Source organism: Arthrobacter sp. 1088 (genome assembly GCF_031455315.1).
GTDB lineage: Bacteria > Actinomycetota > Actinomycetes > Actinomycetales > Micrococcaceae > Arthrobacter.
This window is the reverse complement of the sequence record NZ_JAVDSM010000001.1, coordinates 415,382-431,472: the sequence shown is the minus strand read 5'-3', so window position 1 is coordinate 431,472 and position 16,091 is coordinate 415,382. Positions and strand designations below refer to the sequence as shown.

The 16,091-nt window shown below is 63.3% G+C and carries 14 protein-coding genes; 5 read left to right on the top strand and 9 right to left on the bottom strand.

Translation table 11 applies throughout. The annotated features are described in order from the left end of the window. Nucleotides 1–2: 2 nt before the first annotated feature. The gene (locus J2Y41_RS01915) at nucleotides 3–677 is read right to left on the bottom strand and encodes a response regulator (protein ID WP_224165039.1); all 675 of its coding nucleotides are present in this window, start codon (nucleotides 675–677) and stop codon (nucleotides 3–5) included. Next, a complete protein-coding gene (locus J2Y41_RS01910; protein WP_224088393.1) occupies nucleotides 674–2,197 on the bottom strand; it encodes a DUF4118 domain-containing protein in 1,524 nt (507 codons plus the stop codon). Before J2Y41_RS01910 ends, J2Y41_RS01915 begins: the two co-directional genes overlap by 4 nt. A gap of 151 nt (nucleotides 2,198–2,348) precedes the next feature. On the opposite strand from J2Y41_RS01910, the gene J2Y41_RS01905 reads away from it, so the two are divergent. Genes J2Y41_RS01905 through J2Y41_RS01895 form a run of 3 tightly spaced genes read left to right on the top strand, consistent with a single transcriptional unit; the run spans nucleotide 2,349 to nucleotide 5,850 of the window. Then, nucleotides 2,349–3,098, top strand: coding sequence for a Tat pathway signal protein (locus tag J2Y41_RS01905; protein ID WP_309925702.1), 750 nt, complete (start codon nucleotides 2,349–2,351; stop codon nucleotides 3,096–3,098). Between the two features lie 2 nt (nucleotides 3,099–3,100). Then, the gene (locus J2Y41_RS01900; protein WP_309925700.1) at nucleotides 3,101–4,306 is read left to right on the top strand and encodes a glutathionylspermidine synthase family protein; all 1,206 of its coding nucleotides are present in this window, start codon (nucleotides 3,101–3,103) and stop codon (nucleotides 4,304–4,306) included. Further along, a complete protein-coding gene (locus J2Y41_RS01895) occupies nucleotides 4,303–5,850 on the top strand; it encodes an APC family permease (RefSeq protein ID WP_309925698.1) in 1,548 nt (515 codons plus the stop codon). The genes J2Y41_RS01900 and J2Y41_RS01895 overlap by 4 nt, the downstream gene beginning before the upstream one ends. A gap of 7 nt (nucleotides 5,851–5,857) precedes the next feature. Here the strand turns inward: J2Y41_RS01895 and J2Y41_RS01890 are convergent, their stop codons facing one another. Then, a complete protein-coding gene (locus tag J2Y41_RS01890) occupies nucleotides 5,858–7,192 on the bottom strand; it encodes a glycosyltransferase 87 family protein (RefSeq protein ID WP_309925696.1) in 1,335 nt (444 codons plus the stop codon). Nucleotides 7,193–7,341: 149 nt separating this feature from the next. Here J2Y41_RS01890 and J2Y41_RS01885 point away from each other — a divergent pair, with 149 nt between their 5' ends. Beyond that, nucleotides 7,342–8,517 carry an acyl-CoA dehydrogenase family protein gene (locus J2Y41_RS01885; RefSeq protein ID WP_309925693.1) on the top strand — a complete coding sequence of 392 codons (1,176 nt, stop codon included), beginning with the start codon at nucleotides 7,342–7,344 and terminating at the stop codon, nucleotides 8,515–8,517. 60 nt (nucleotides 8,518–8,577) lie between these two features. On the opposite strand, the gene J2Y41_RS01880 is transcribed toward J2Y41_RS01885, so the two are convergent. From J2Y41_RS01880 to J2Y41_RS01855, 6 genes are all read right to left on the bottom strand, one after another. Next, the gene (locus tag J2Y41_RS01880; RefSeq protein ID WP_309925688.1) at nucleotides 8,578–10,014 is read right to left on the bottom strand and encodes an MFS transporter; all 1,437 of its coding nucleotides are present in this window, start codon (nucleotides 10,012–10,014) and stop codon (nucleotides 8,578–8,580) included. Then, nucleotides 10,011–10,535 (bottom strand): helix-turn-helix domain-containing protein, encoded by a 525-nt coding sequence (locus tag J2Y41_RS01875; protein ID WP_309925686.1) that lies wholly within the window; start codon nucleotides 10,533–10,535, stop codon nucleotides 10,011–10,013. The genes J2Y41_RS01880 and J2Y41_RS01875 overlap by 4 nt, the downstream gene beginning before the upstream one ends. Nucleotides 10,536–10,601: 66 nt before the next feature. After that, complete coding sequence (locus J2Y41_RS01870; RefSeq protein WP_309925685.1) at nucleotides 10,602–11,891, bottom strand: glycosyltransferase 87 family protein; 1,290 nt, start codon at nucleotides 11,889–11,891, stop codon at nucleotides 10,602–10,604. A gap of 4 nt (nucleotides 11,892–11,895) precedes the next feature. Then, the gene (locus J2Y41_RS01865; protein ID WP_309925684.1) at nucleotides 11,896–13,065 is read right to left on the bottom strand and encodes a cystathionine gamma-synthase; all 1,170 of its coding nucleotides are present in this window, start codon (nucleotides 13,063–13,065) and stop codon (nucleotides 11,896–11,898) included. 48 nt (nucleotides 13,066–13,113) lie between these two features. Continuing rightward, a complete protein-coding gene (locus tag J2Y41_RS01860) occupies nucleotides 13,114–14,499 on the bottom strand; it encodes a cystathionine beta-synthase (RefSeq protein WP_309925682.1) in 1,386 nt (461 codons plus the stop codon). 57 nt (nucleotides 14,500–14,556) lie between these two features. After that, nucleotides 14,557–14,949, bottom strand: a complete 393-nt coding sequence (locus J2Y41_RS01855) for a VOC family protein (protein ID WP_224088406.1) — start codon at nucleotides 14,947–14,949, stop codon at nucleotides 14,557–14,559. A gap of 132 nt (nucleotides 14,950–15,081) precedes the next feature. Here J2Y41_RS01855 and J2Y41_RS01850 point away from each other — a divergent pair, with 132 nt between their 5' ends. Further along, on the top strand, nucleotides 15,082–16,056 hold the full coding sequence (locus J2Y41_RS01850) for a 3-methyladenine DNA glycosylase (RefSeq protein ID WP_309925678.1): 975 nt from the start codon (nucleotides 15,082–15,084) through the stop codon (nucleotides 16,054–16,056). The last annotated feature ends 35 nt before the right edge of the window (nucleotides 16,057–16,091 follow it).

Genomic DNA, 16,091 nt, shown 5'->3' with positions numbered 1-16,091 from the left:
GATTAAGGATCAAACCGGTAACCCATTCCCGCTTCAGTGTGCAGGTGCCGCGGCGCGGCCGGGTCCCGCTCCAGCTTTCGCCGCAACTGGGCAATATACACCCGCAGATATTGCGTCTCCTTGGCATAGGCCTGACCCCAGACCTGGGTCAGGATCTGCTGCTGGCTCACCAGCTTCCCCTTGTTCCGGACCAACAACTCCAGGATGTTCCACTCGGTGGGCGTCAGCCTCACCTCTGACCCGTCCTTCACGATCTTCTTGCCCGCCAGGTCCACCATGAAGTCCGACGTCGCCAAGGTAGGTTCCTCCCGATCGGTAAGGACCCGGCGCGAGGCAACCCGAAGCCGCGCAAGCAGCTCATCCAGTCCGAAGGGCTTGGTCACGTAGTCGTCCGCACCGGCGTCGAGCGCTTCAACTTTGTCCTCCGAGGCATGCCGGGCGGACAGCACGATGATGGGCATGCTGCTCCACCCACGGATGCGGCGGATGATCTCCACCCCGTCCATGTCCGGCAATCCAAGATCCAGCACAACAATGTTCACGCTTTGTCTCGCCACGGCGTTCAAGGCATCGGCGCCGTTTCCAACGGTCATTGCCTGGTACCCGTGGGCCTGCAGGGTGACCTGCATGGCCCGTGCGATCTGGGCTTCGTCCTCAACTATCAGCACACGGGTCATGCCCTGCCTCCCCCATGACCGGTCCACAGCGGCAACGTAACCACCATGGTCAAGCCGCCACCTGGCGTCGGCTCCGCCATGAGCGTGCCGCCCATGGCTTCCGTGAAGCCTTTGGCCACCGCAAGTCCCAACCCGATTCCACCGCCCGCGCCGCCTGCCGGGGCCGGCGAATCGCCAAGCCGCTGGAAGGGCTGGAACATCTCAAGCACCTCGTTGTGTCCCACCCCGCTGCCATGGTCCACGATCCTCAGTTCGCTGGCAGGCTTGTCCCCCACCGTTATCCCGGCACCCGCACGCGCAGTCAGGACAACGTCCGAACCAGGTGCGTACTTCACCGCGTTTTCAACGATGTTCGCAACGACGCTCTCCAACATGCCGGCGTCGGCTGTTACGGGCGGCAGGTTGGGTTGCAACTCGCTGCGTATCCGATCCTTCGGGATCCCGCGAAGTGCCTCGGGCAATATTTCGGTCCAGGTGGTGCCCGCGAGCAAAGGGTTCACGGCATCGGCGGTAATGCGCGACATATCCAGCAGGTTGTCCACCAAATGGTCAAGGCGGTCGGCATAATTCTCGATCGTCTCCAACAACTCCTTCTCCACGTCCGGAGGGAACTGGACCTCTTCCTGCCGCAAGCTGCTCACAGCCAGTTTGATTCCGGCCAACGGCGTCCTCAAATCATGGGAAACGGCGCGAAGGATAGACGTCCGCATCTTGTTTCCCTCGGCCAGGCGAAGGTTGTCCCGCCGGCTCTTGACCAGCTGCTGCCGCTCACGCACAGCCACCACAAACGCTCCGAAGGCCGCCAGCAGACGCTGGTGTTGGGAGGACAGCGCACCACCGCGCAACAACAGCGTGTAGTGGGGATCGACGACGGCGGCATGGTCCGCGGCAGCATGGGTCACCGGCGGATTGGGGCCGGCGCTCGCAAGAATCCGCCACTGCGGCGGTGCTCCCGGCACTGTGACGCTGTCCGGTCCCGGCGATCCCAAGAGCGTCACAGCCTCCATGCCGAGATTTCCGCGGACTTTCTCCAGGAAGGATTCAAGGCTGCCGTCAGAGCTGAGGATGCGCAGTGCCAACTCGCTCAAGGCAGTGGCCTCGGCCTCGGACCTCGCAGCCTCCTGGGCCCTGCGGCTTGCCAGTCCCACCGCGAGCGCAACGCCGCAAGCCACGGCCAGGAAAACCACCAGGGTAAACAGGGTGGTTGGATCAGCGATGGACAGGGAGCCCACGGGTTCGGCGGAAAAATAGTTCAGCAGGAAACTACCCAGGACCGCCGCGACCACGGCGGGCCACAGGCCTCCGATTGCGGCAACGGCCACGGCCGCTGCCAGCTGAAGGAGCATGATCATGGCGAAGTTTCGGAAGCCCAAAACGGTGACCATGACTTCGACGCCCGGCGGCAACAGCAAGGCAAGGACAAGGCCCGTTACAACGCGTCCACGGCCGATGCCCCGAACAGCGGGAAGGCGCAGCAGAACGGCGTCGGAGTCGCTGCTTTGTGCTTCAGGAGCTGGCATGGCTACATCCTTCCACGGTTGGCAAGATGGGCAGTTCTGCCCACCTTCGGATGACAGCAGTGCCCGCGCCCCGCTCAAGGACTAGGCTTGCTTTCAGCATCTGGTCCGGCATGGCGCCGGACAATCCAACGGTCTATCCAGGGGGATATACATGGACCCGAACGAAGGCGCCGCAGGCAGCGGCGCTTCAGGAAACGGCGCGTCAGGAAACGGCGCGTCAGGCAGCGGTGCTGCAGGTGGTGGCCAAGGCCCGGACGCGGGCAAGAATCCGCCCAAGCCACCGCCGTGGCAGGTGCCCAAACCCGAGCTCCATCCCGAGCTGATCCCTCCAGCCAATGACGACACGGACAAAGCTCCTGGCGCATCCCAACCCGGCACATCCCAGCCAGGCTCTTCCAAGCCCGGCGCATCCCAGCCCGGCCCTTCCAAGCCAGCGCCAGGCCATCCGCTCCCCATCATTGACCCGTTCGCCAAGGAACGTGAACGCGAAGCAGCCCAAGCCGAGGCCCGGAAGAAGCGCTCCCGGCGCCGCACCGTCGTCGTGGGTCTGGGCGTGACGGCCCTTCTGGCCGGAACCATCACGGCCGTGGTCGCCAGCAGCGAACAAGAGGCTGACTACGCGCAGGTCTGTTTCAACGATGAAACCGGCGAGCGCGTGGACGATTCCCAGTGCAACAACAGCAGCTCGGATGGCCGCGGTTCCGCCATCTACGCCTGGTACTTCTACTCGCGGGGAGCCAGCGTGCCCGCTGTGGGACAGAACCGCAACTCCTACCCGAGCTACACGAAGACAGTTCCACAAGGCGCCAAGACGTCGACGGGCTACAGCACCAAGGGCGGCACAGTCAGCCGTGGCGGTTTTGGCAGCAGCTCCAAAAGCGGCGGAAGCTCGGGAGGTTAGGCGTGCGGCGTTTGCCCTCCGAGCCCAGGCCGGACTGGAAAAAGAAGATCGAAGAACAGGGCCTGGTCTTTTCGACCACCACCATGCCCGATGGCCGCAAAATCGAGTACTGGAACGAGTCGGCGTACTACGAATTCACCATGGACGAGGTGGAGACGCTCGAGAAGACTGCCGAGGACATGCACCTCATGTGCCTGGAAGCGGCAAAGTTCCTCGCCACCGGGGCCATGGGAGATATTGGCATCGGCCAACAGGCGCTGGAGCTTGCCGGTGAGTCGTTGCAGGCCGGGGACATGGATATCTATGGGCGCTTCGACTTCATCTATGACGGCAAGGGCGGGCCGGCGAAGATGCTGGAGTACAACGCCGACACGCCCACAGGCCTTATTGAAGCCTCCGTTGCCCAGTGGTTCTGGCTGCAGGATGTGTTTCCGGAAAAGGACCAGTGGAACGGTATCCATGAGGCGCTGATCCGGCAATGGAAAAAGCTGCAGTTCCGCACCGGGATGAGCACACTGCATGTGGCTCATTCGGAGGCCGAAGAGTCCGGCGAGGACTGGATGACTGCCGCCTACATGCGGGATGTGGCGAGCCAGGGTGGGTGGACGACCATCGGCATCAATATGTCGGATATCGGTTGGGACCCGAACCTGAACCGCTTTGTGGACCTGGACAATTTCATGATCAGCACCATGTTCAAGCTGTACCCGTGGGAACTGATGATGAAGGAACCTTTCGGACACCGTCTGCTGACGCGGGCGCATAACCCCCGGTGGGTAGAGCCGGCGTGGAAGATGCTGCTCTCCAACAAAGCCCTGCTGGCTGCCCTGTGGCACCTCTACCCCGGCCACGGGAACCTGCTGCCGGCCTACCTTGGCGATCCTGGCCCGCTCAAGGAATGGGTGGCCAAGCCCCTTCATGGCCGCGAGGGCGACAACATCCGTATCCATGCCCCCGGCATCGAGTTGCAGCAGCCCGGCGGCTATGGCCGCGAAGGCTGGTGCTTCCAGCAGTACCACGCTCTCCCCGACTTCGACGGAAACCATCCGGTGCTTGGTCTGTGGGTCGTGGACGGCGAGTCCGTGGGCTGCGGCATCCGTGAATCCGATGGCCCCATCACAGACTATTTCTGCCGCTTCGTTCCCAACACCATTGATGCCCCGGCGCCTGCCGCGCCCACCACTACTTCTTATGGAGCTGCACTTTGAGCACTGAAATTTCGACGCCGGACGGCGGTTCAGCGGGCGGCGACCGTACCGTCGTCGTACCTTCCAAAGGCCTCCATGCAGGGATCCTGGACCTTGGCGACTCCGTCATGCTCGGTTTGGCATCCACGGCACCGGTGTATTCGCTGGCCGCTACGCTGGGGCTCATTGTTGCCGTCAATGGGAACTACACGCCCCTGATCCTGGTCCTTGGCTTCATCCCGGTGCTGTTCATCGCCTACGCGTTCCGCGAGTTGAACAGTGCGCTCCCTGACTGTGGCACCACGTTCTTCTGGGCCCGCAAAGCCTTTGGGCCGTGGGCGGCCTGGCTGGGCGGCTGGGGCGTGGCTTTGGCCGGGATCGTGGTCCTCGCCAACCTGGCCCAAATTGCCGGGAAGTACCTGTGGTTGCTGGTCGGCGACGGCTCCCTGGCAGGGAACACGTGGTTGGTCACCGCCACCGGGGTCTTGTTCATCGCCTTCATGACCTACGTGAACCACCGCGGGATACGGCTTGGCGAGCACGTCCAGCGGACCCTGACTTACATCCAGTACATCTCCCTGGGCATCTTTGCGGTGGCCATTATTGTTGGGATCGCCGGTGGCGCGCCTGGAACAGCCGACAGCAGCCCCACCGTCCAGCCTTTCGGCCTTGAGTGGTTCAACCCCGCGGGTGCGTTCGCCGATCCCAGCGCCGTAGTTCATGGGGTCCTGCTGGCCCTGTTCATCTACTGGGGCTGGGACACCTGCCTGGCCCTGAACGAAGAGACGGAAAACCCTGCGAAGACTCCAGGCCGGGGTGCCGTTATCTCGGCGTTCGTCCTGGTGGCAATCTACGTCTCCGTGGCGCTGCTGGTCATGATGTACGCGAGTGTCGGGACCGAAGGCATTGGCTTGGGCAATGAAGCCAACCAGGATGACGTCTTCCTGGCCATGAAGGACGTAGTGCTGGGTCCCTGGGGTTGGCTGATCGTGGTGGCTGTGCTGGCATCGGTCCTGTCCTCAACGCAGACCACCATCCTCCCCACAGCCCGGGGAACGCTGTCCATGGGCGTGCACGGTGCCCTGCCGGCGCGGTTTGGCAAGGTCCACCCACGGTTCCAGACACCGGGTTTCTCAACCCAGGTGATGGGTGTGGCTGCCGTGGCGTACTACGTGGCCATGAGCTTCCTCAGCGAGGACCTGCTGGCGGACTCCATCAGTGCCATCAGCCTGTTCATCGCGTTCTACTACGCCCTGACCGGTTTCGCGTGCGTGTGGTTCTTCCGCTCAACGCTTCGGGATTCTGCCCGTAACCTGTGGTTCCGCGGCATCCTGCCCTTCCTGGGCGCGGTGTCGCTGACCGTGGCGTTCTTCATTTCAGCGGTGCAAATGTGGGATCCGGAATACGGTGATACGCAGATCTTTGGGATCGGCGGAGCCTTTGTCAGCGGCGTCCTGCTTCTGCTCCTGGGTGTGGTGCTGGCCATCGTGTGCCGTTTCGCACCTGCCACGCGTGGCTTCTTCACCGGTGAACACACCGAGGTCGGGCTGGTGCGCGGCGAGTAGCCTGCGTTCAGCGCCGTGCCATGGCCCACTGGTGGAGCCGGGCAGGCACGCCATCCGGCAGGACGGCATCCCGCCGCAGCGCCAGGAGCCAACAGACCAGGATCACCACGGCACAGAACACCCCTGCGCTCGATGCCATGATCCAGAGCCCCGGCGTCTGGACGTTGAGGTCCGCGGCACCCAGAGCCGTGCCGATGGTCTTTGGAGAATAAAAGAAGACCAGCGTGGAAACGGCCAGCACAGCAGTCATCAGAATTCTCTGCGCCCTGTACCGGCCCGGAGTTTCCTTGATGGTCCAGGCGAAGGCCGGCAGAACGATTGCCATCCAGACCCAGTGGTGGGACCACGAGACGGGGCTGATGAGCAGCATGGTCAGTGCCGTCGTCGATATTGCAATGACGCGGGCTCCTTGCAAGCTGGCCGCCCGGATCAGGAAGGCCGCGAGCACCACCGTGCCAAGGCTGAGCGCTAGCCAGGGAACGGTCACTGAATCCTGCGGCACGCCGAAATGCAGCAACGCGCCCTTTATCGAGAGGTTGTCCACGTAGCCGGCGCCGCCGATCCGGGACGTGTCAGGGAGTATCTCCAGCCAGAACTGCAGCGACTCAGCCGGCCGAACCACCCACGCCACGAGGACGGTACCGGCGAAACCGATGGACATGTTGGCCAGTCCACGCCAGTCCTTACGCATCAGGAAGTACAGGCCAAAGACAAGGGGCGTGAGCTTGATACCCGCCGCTATGCCGACCAGGAAGCCGCTGCCACGGAACCCCCGACGCCCGGAGGCGCCCAGCAAGTCGACAGCCATCAAGCCCATGAGCAGGATGTTGATCTGGCCGAACGCCAGCGTCTCGCGCCACGGACCAAGGAACAGGACAGCCAGAAACAGCGCCCCGGCAATCCAGCGGGCACGGGCGGATGACAATGCAGTTCGCCAGTCGTGCTTGGAGGCCCAGTACTTCACTATGGTGGCGGCAACCCAGCCGGCAATCGCTACGCCGGCCACGTTGAACAGCATCAGCGCGGCGGGTTGCGGCCAGAGTGCCAACAAGCCAAAGATGAGCGCTGCGAACGGCGGATAGGTAAAGGGAAGATCCGGTCCTCCGGCGGCGGCAACACTTGGGCCGTACAAGTCCGAGGGCGAGGCACCGGCCTCGTTGAGGATGCTTCCGCCGAACCAGTAGACACTGAAGTCCAGGCCCTCCTTACTCCAGCCAGCAAGCATCAGCCACACGGGCCAGATCAAGAGCGCCCACGGGAGCCAACGGAGTGTTTGTGATGCGGTGGATGCAGACTTCCCGGCTTCCGCCTTAGCCTGTAAATCGACGCCGGGCAGTGCCATGTCTTTGTCCCCCAATATTTTCTTTGTGCAGTGGGGATCCCAGTGGCTCCCGGAATACATACTACTTAAACGCCCGACGGCGGCCGGACCCGGCTGGGCGGCGCGGTGCGTCCGTCCACTGCGTGCATCCAGCCACTTAGGATGCTGGAATGAGCGATTCAACGACGAACACCTCGGATGTGCTGGCCCTTGATTCCCTGTTGACCAGCGAAGAGCTGGCCCTCCGCGAGAAAGTGCGGGATTACACCACGCAGCGGATCCGGCCGAACATCGCGCGCTGGTATGAGGACGCAGTCTTTCCGCAGGAGATCGTGCCGGAGTTGGGCGAGCTTGGCGTCCTGGGAATGCATCTGGAGGGTTACGGCTGCCCCGGACGCACCGCCGTCGAATATGGTCTGGCAGCCATGGAACTGGAGGCCGGCGATTCCGGGATCCGGACCTTTGTCTCAGTGCAGGGCTCGCTCGCGATGACGGCCATTCACAAGTGGGGCTCGGAGGAGCAGAAAGAACAGTGGCTGCCACGGATGGCTGCCGGTGAACTGATCGGCTGCTTTGCGTTGACGGAGCCGACGGCCGGTTCGGATCCTTCTTCGATGGCCACTTTCGCTCGGGAGACCTCCGACGGCTGGGTCCTCAACGGCGCCAAGCGCTGGATCGGACTCGCCTCAATTGCCGATGTCATGGTGGTGTGGGCCCAAACAGACGACGGCATCCGCGGCTTCCTGGTACCCGCGGGCACGCCGGGCGTAACGGCCACGCCGATCGAACCGAAACTCTCCATGCGCGCATCAATCCAATGCGACATAGAGTTCGACGGCGTAAGGCTGGGTCCGGAGGCAATCCTCCCGGGTGCCGTCGGGCTTCGTGGACCGTTCTCCTGCCTGAACGAGGCCCGGTACGGCATCGCGTGGGGAGCGATGGGCGCAGCACGCGACTCCTATGAGGCCGCCTTGGAGTATGCCGGCAGCCGGCTCCAGTTCGGGCGACCACTCGCTGGATACCAATTGACGCAGGAGAAGCTCGTGAACATGCTCCTGGAGATCCAAAAGGGAACCATGCTCGCCCTGCACCTTGGCCGCCTGAAAGACGCCGGACACCTTCAGCCCCATCAGATCTCCGTGGGCAAGCTCAACAACGTCCGGGAGGCCATCAAGATCGCCCGGGAGGCCCGGACTATCCTGGGCGGCAACGGAGTCACCCTGGATTATTCGCCGCTGCGGCATGCCAACAACCTCGAATCAGTGCGCACCTATGAGGGCACTGACGAGGTTCACACCCTCATCCTTGGGCAGCACATCACGGGAATCGCCGCCTTCCGCGGCTGAGCACCCAAGTAGGTAGCAGCTGATGCCGTTTTGGCGCCCCAAAACGGCATCAGCTGCGACCTAGTTGGTTGGGGCGGCAGGCGCGTCGGCGACGGCCACGGGTTGCTTCCGTGCCGCATCCTTGCGGATGGTTGCGCTGATCACTGCAGCCACCGTGCACATTGCGGCCGCGCCCAGCCACGCGTAGTTGTAGTGGCCGGTGGCATCGCGGATGAAACCAGCAGCCAGTGCGGCGGCAGCCGCTCCGAGTTGATGCGCCGCGAACACCCAGCCGAAAACCACTGAGCCATCGGCGCCGAACACCGAGCGGCAGATGGCCGCGGTCGGAGGCACCGTCGCCACCCAGTCCAAGCCGTAGACCACAACGAAGATGATCATGCTCGGTTCCACGGATGAGCCCAGCAGCAGAGGAAGCACCAGAAGCCCGATCCCCCGGAACTGGTAGTACACGGCCAGCAGCACCTTGGGGTTGAAACGGTCCGTCAGCCAACCGGATGCGATGGTCCCCACGATGTCGAAGATCCCGACGACGGCCAGCAGACCCGCCGCTGTGGTTTCGGGCATCCCGTGATCGTGAGCTGAGGGAATGAAGTGTGTGCCGATGAGCCCGTTGGTTGTCGCTCCACAAATAGCGAAGCCCGCCGCCAACGCCCAGAACGTGCGGACTTTGCTGGCACGCTTAAGGACCTGCAATGCCCGGACAGCCGCGTTCGCCGAATCCGGCTTGGCTGCTGCGGAAGCCGTCGACGCAACTGCAACACCCGGCGTCGTGGTCTTTGAACCGGCGGGACTGGCGCCAGGTGCTTCCGCACCGTAAGGCAACACCCCGACGTCGGCGGGTGAGTTCCGCAGCCACCTCAGGACCAGTGGCACAACTGCGAGCGCCCCTGCGGCGATGAGCAGCGACGCGCCCCGCCAGCCCGGGTTCTGCGCCAGGGCGGCGATGAAGGGCAGGAAGACAAGCTGGCCAGCGGCGCTGCCGGCGGTCAGGATGCCGATCACCAAGCCACGGCTCTTGGCGAACCAGGTGTTGGCGATGGTGGCTGCGAAGACGAGGGCCATGGATCCCGTTCCGAGGCCAATCAGCACGCCCCACGTGAGCAGGATCTGCCAGGACTGGTTCACCAACACAGTTAGCGCTGAGCCCAGGCCAATCAGGCAAAGCGCTAGCGCGGTGACTTTGCGTATGCCGAAGCGTTCCATCAAGGCCGCGGCGAAGGGGGCCGTCAGACCGAACAGGACGAGGTTGATGCTTACCGCAAGGGACAACACTGTGGTGGACCAGCCGAATTCCTGCTGCAGCGGGACCATCAGCACTCCGGGCGCGGCCCTGAAGCCGGCCGCACCAACCAGGGCGAGGAATGCTACGGCGGCCACGATCCAGGCAGGGTGCAGCCTGCGGCTGGGTCGACGGCCAGGTTTGGTGCCCGTGGGTCGCTTGCCGGTGGGGACACTTGCAGAGGTTGCCGGAGTTCCGGTGACGTCGGGAGCGGTCATGCGGAGATCTCCGTTTCGGGGGAAGTTGTTGATACGGGTGCTACGGCCAGGGGCAGTGGATGGTCGCTGCGTGTGAAGCTATGCCAGCTCGTGTTGGCAGCTGTCAGATGGACGCCACAGTGGGTGCAGGTGTCGGCCGAGGCTGTGACTTGTCCGCAGTCAGTGTGGACCACCCGCATATGGGACACCTCATTGGGGGCGTCCAGGTGTTTCTCTGCCCAGATGATGATGGCGTTGAGGACGGGAAGAGCGTCCTCGCCCTTGGGTGTCAGCACATATTCCTGACGGGTTCGGGCACCATCCTGGTAGGGGCGTTGCGCCAGCAGCCCCGCCTCGAGCAGCCATCCAAGACGTTTGCTGAGAACGTTGTCTGCGACTTCCAGGCGCTGCTTAATCGCGTCGAAGCGGCCGTTTCCGAAGAAGATCTCCCTCAGGACCAAGCTCCCCCATGGATCACCGAGGACATCCAGGCCGCGGGCCAGGCTGCACGTGCGGGCGGACCAGTCGGATCGTAAGGGCATGTGGACAAACTACATGACTTTTCTAAAGAAAGCTATGCTCGGCGCAGATCCCCGCGGCAAAAAGAGTCAGGAAGCCACGCGCCCAGCGGGCATCCCGGTTGGAACGAGGCCCGTGCGCGAAGGCCGGTAAGCCAGGGCCCAGTACACCAGCAGCGCGATTCCGCACACCACACCGAGGCTTGACACCATCAACTGCCATTGCGTCTGCGGGTCCTTGCCCCACTCGGCAGCACCGGCCCAGACGGCAAGGTTCTTCGGCGTCATATAGAAAGCAACCGTGGAACAGGCCACGATGATCCACCCTGCCGTCCGCATGCGCCCGCTGCGGGACGGCACCCGATGCATCGCGAAGGCCATGCTCGGCAGGGCTACTGCCACCCAGACCCAGTGGTGGGACCAGGAGACGGGACTGATCAGGAGCATCAGGATGGCCGTGGCCGAGACCGCGATGAAGTTCTCGTCAACATCCACGGCCCACTTAATGACCTTTGCTGCAAGGGCCGCCAGAACCAGGGAAAGAATCATCCACACCACGCTGGTGAGAGTGGAATCCGGCATGCCGAAGTGCAGGAGCAGCCCCTTGACGGACAGGTTGTCCACGTAGGCCGGACCGCCGATGCGCCCGGTATCGGGGAGGATCCGGGTCCAGAATGCCAGGGATGCTTGCGGGAGGATGGCCCACGCGATGGTGATGGACCCGAAGAATCCAGCGGCCATCCATCCAAGGGCCTTGAAGTCCCGGCGGACCAGGAAATACAGTCCGAATGCCAGCGGCGTGAGCTTCACGCCTGCGGCCAGGCCGATCAACAGTCCTGCAGGCCACCGGATCAGGCCCGCCCGCGCCTTACCGTAGAGCGCGAAGTCCGCCAGGATCACGCCCATGAGGATGATGTTGATCTGGCCGAAAACGAACGTGTCCCGCCACGGGCCCAGAAGCAGGATGGCTCCCGTTCCCACCAAAGCCGTGGTCCTGAAGCGATAGTCGGCGAATGCTGAACGCCACGTCTTCACGCCGAAGTAGTGCCGTGCCAACCAGGCTGCCACCACTGCGGCGCCAGCCAGGGCCGCGATGATGAAGACCATGCTGCTGGCGAAGAAACCCATTGCTGCGAGGCCGGCAAAGAGCAGGGCCGCAAACGGCGGGTAAGTAAACGGAAGGCCATCGCGCACAGCGTAGAGATCCCCGCCTTCGAGAACCTTGCCGCCGCCGTAGAAATAGACCTCGAAGTCGTTCAGGAACGGCTGGTAGTCCGTGTAGAGGAACCAAACGGCGACGGCGAGGGTCAGCACGCCTGCGACGGTCAGGATCCAGCCTCGCTGGGCAGCCGAAACAACCGTGGGTGAAGAAGAAGCCACAGTGTCAGCCGTTGCTGATCTTGGCGAAGGCCTGCTCAAGGTCCGCGATGAGATCCTCAGACTCCTCGATGCCGCAGGAGAGGCGCAAGAGGTTCACGGGGACGGCCAGTTCGGTTCCCTTGACGGATGCGTGCGTCATCTCCGAGGGGTAGTTCATGAGGGATTCGATTCCGCCCAGCGATTCGGCCAGGGTGAAAATCGACGTGGATTCGGCAACCGTACGCGCTGCCGCCTCACCGCCCTTGAACTGGACAGAGACCATGCCGCCGAACTTCTTCATCTGCTTGGCAGCGAGTTCGTGGCCAGGGTGGTCCGGGAGGCCCGGGTAGAGCACGGCTTCAACTTCGGGACGCTGCAGCAGCCATTCGGCTACAGCTTGTCCATTCTCGCTGTGCCGGTCCATGCGCACGCCCAAGGTCTTCAGGCCACGCGTGGTGAGGAAAGCATCCATCGGTCCCGAAACGGCACCAACAGCGAACTGGATGAAACCGATCTTCTCGGCGAGCTCGGCATCGTTGACGACGATCGCGCCGCCCACCACGTCCGAGTGGCCACCGATGTACTTGGTAGTGGAATGGATAACGACGTCGGCACCCAGGTCCAGCGGGGTCTGCAAGTAGGGGGACGCGAAGGTGTTGTCGACCACCAGGAGGGCACCGGCGTCGTGCGCGACGGCGGCGAGCGCGGCAATATCGGTGATCTTCATCAAGGGGTTGGACGGGGTTTCCACCCACACCATGCGCGTCTTGTTCGCTGCGACAGCACGTGCCACAGCATCGAGATCGGACATGTCAACGGGAGTGTTGCCAATGCCCCAGTCGCCGAGCACACGGTCGATCAGGCGGTACGTGCCACCATAGGCGTCGTTGCCCAGGACGATGTGGTCCCCGGGGCGGGCCGCAGCCCGGATCAGCGAGTCTTCGGCAGCAAGGCCGGAGCTGAACGAGAACGCGGCGGAACCACCCTCGAGGGCAGCCAGCTGTTCTTGCAGGGAGTCGCGGGTGGGGTTGCCGCCGCGGCCATATTCGTAGCCGGACCGCAGGCCGCCGATCCCGTCCTGGGCGTAGGTTGAACTGAAGTGCAGAGGCGGCACCACAGCGCCTGTCCGGGGTTCGAAGGCCTGGCCCGCGTGGACGGCCCTCGTGTTGAACCCGGCGTTGTTGTTGACGGACATGGAAGCTCCTCTTTCAGTGTTCAACAGTTGGAAGTGGGCGCGTGGCGCTCAGTTGCTCAGGTAAGCCAGAAGGTCGTGGCGAGTCAGGATGCCCACTGGCGCCCCAACGAACGTGACCATCACAGTATCGACGTCGGACAAGAGCTCGCGTGCCGCGGAAATGGTCTCAAGGGATCCGATAACGGGCAGGCGCTCCCCCATGTGTTCCGAGATCTTGTCCGTGAGTTTGGCTTCGCCACGGAACAGTTTGGTAGTGAGGCTGCGCTCATCAACGGCGCCCAGGACCTCGCCCATCACTACGGGCGGTTCCTGCGAGAGGACCGGGATGTGTGAGACGCCGAACTCGTTCATGATGTTGATGACGTCCCGAACAGTCTCGTTCGGGTGGATGTGGACCAGGTCCGGCATCTCTCCTGTCTTGGACTTCAGCACCTCGCCCACGGATGACTCTTCGCCGCCGGAAAGGAAACCGTAGGAGCGCATCCATTGATCGTTGAAGATCTTGGCAAGATAGCCGCGGCCCGAATCGGGGAGAATCACCACAACCACCGCGGACTCGTCCAGGTCCTTGGCGGCCTCCAGTGCAGCGACCACGGCCATGCCGGAGGAGCCACCCACCAGGAGGCCCTCCTCACGTGCCAGGCGGCGGGTCATGGCGAACGAATCGGCATCCGAAACGGCAATGACCTGGTCCGGGACGGTTTTGTCGTAATTCGCTGGCCACATGTCCTCGCCAACGCCTTCAACGAAGTACGGGCGCCCAGTGCCGCCCGAGTACACAGAGCCCTCGGGGTCCGCGCCGATGACCTTGACCCGGCCGCCGTCGGACGCGGGACGGTCTGCCGAAACTTCCTTGAGGAAGCGGCCCGTGCCGGTGATGGTGCCGCCCGTTCCAGCGCCTATGACGACGTGCGTCACCCTGCCGTCGGTATCGCGCCAGATCTCCGGTCCTGTTGACTCGAAGTGGCTGTCCGGGGCTGCTGGATTGGAGAACTGGTCAGGCTTGAAGGCACCGGGAATTTCCTTGACCAGGCGGTCTGAGACACCGTAGTAGCTTTGCGGGCTGTCGGGGGCAACAGCTGTGGGCGTCACCACGACTTCCGCGCCGTACGCGGCCAGGACCGCCCGTTTGTCCTCGCCCACCTTGTCAGGCACCACGAAGACGCATTTGTAGCCCTTTTGCTGCGCTACGAGCGCCAAGCCGACTCCGGTGTTCCCCGACGTCGGCTCAACGATGGTTCCGCCCGGCTGCAGCCGCCCGTCCTTTTCCGCTTCTTCGATCATCTTCACGGCGATGCGGTCCTTGATGGATCCGCCGGGATTGACGTACTCGAGCTTGACCAGGACGGTGGCTTTGATCCCGTCCGTTACGTGGTTGAGCTTGATGAGCGGCGTATTGCCGATGAGGTCCAACACAGACTGGGCGTACTTCATAGGTACAAAGTTACCGCCTGCCCGTAGTCCGCCCCGCCGTGCCCCACGTGCGGAGCATCACTTCCCGGCAGAGGAGTCCGTTTGCCAGAGGCCCAGGATGTTGCCCTCGGTGTCTTTGAAGTACGCGTACCAGCCCATGCCGGGGACGGCGTCCTTACCTTGAACGATGGAGCCACCCGCGGATTCCACCTGGCCGAGGGCAGCATCCACATCATCCACGTCTATGGTGAGGATGGGATTTTTCAGGTTGTCCGTTCGGGGGAACAGGGCACCATTGATGGCTCCGGGTTCCTTGGGCCTGCCGGTCTGTTCATCGGACGGAGTAGTGATGGCGATCGTGTAATCCATTTCCTGCATAGGGCTGAGATTCCAGCCGAAAGCACTTTGGTAAAAAGTGTTCGCCCTGTCGTTGTCATCCGTGGGAATCTCGAAATGCACTATTCCGGCCATGGTTTGCGCTCCTGGATTTTGGGGGTCGGACGCGGCCCACCCGCGCCACATCAGGGAGTCTAGACCCGGGAAGCGGCCGCCGTAAGAGGCTTGCAGGAGTGAATTGTCAGCCAGCCGTGGGACGATGAAAACATGACCATTGCAGACGCCCCGCCCCTTGTTGCGGCCGCGGCAGACGCTTCCATACGATGGCACCCCGGCGCCTCCTACAGGCTCGACCAAACCATGTTTCCCCTGATGCGGGGCAATGCCGACCCCTCTTTCGCGGCCCATCCCAACGGGTTCTGGATGGCCTTCACTACTCCTTCAGGAGCAGTCACCCTGCGGCTTTCCGCAGGCGGCCCGGGACCTGAATCATTTGTCGATGCGCAGGCCTGGGGGCCCGGCGCAGAGCACGCCATTGCCGGCGTACCACGGCTGCTCGGCGCGGACGATGATTGGTCCGCTTTTGACGAACCCGTCTTCCATGCAACTCTCCCGCGCCTGGTCACTGAAGCACGACGCCGGAACCTGGCTCTGCGGCTACCCTCCACGGGCCGGGTGGTTGACTCCATTGTGCCCACCATTCTGGAGCAAAAGGTCACCACCTTGGAGGCAAGGCGTGGCTACCGGTACTTGATGTACCGTTTCGGAACCAAAGCCCCCGGCAGTGCGGCTCCTCCCGGGCTCCTCGTACCTCCCACTGCCCGGCAATGGTTGGCCGTTCCGTCCTGGGAATGGCATAAGGCGGGAGTTGGGCCACAACGCTCGGCGACGGTGATGCGGGCGCTGCAGTCCGCCGTCGCGCTTGAACGTTTGGCCGGCCTGGACCCAGCCCGTGCCGGAGCCAAACTGCAGACCATTCCCGGAATCGGCGTTTGGACTGCCGCGGAAGTGGTCCAGAGAACCCACGGCTGCCCGGATTCAATCTCCGTGGGCGACTACCATCTTGCGTCGTTCGTGGGCTATGCGTTGCTGGGACGGAAGATCGACGACGCCGGCATGCTGGAGCTGCTGGAGCCTTGGCGCGGACAAAGGCAGCGGCTGGTCCGCATGCTGTACTTGAGCGGCTTCCGGAAGCCTACCTTCGGCCCACGGATGACCGTCCAGGACCACCGCGGCCACTGACCTTTTAAAGCAACGCGGGGTCACTTAGGGCCCAT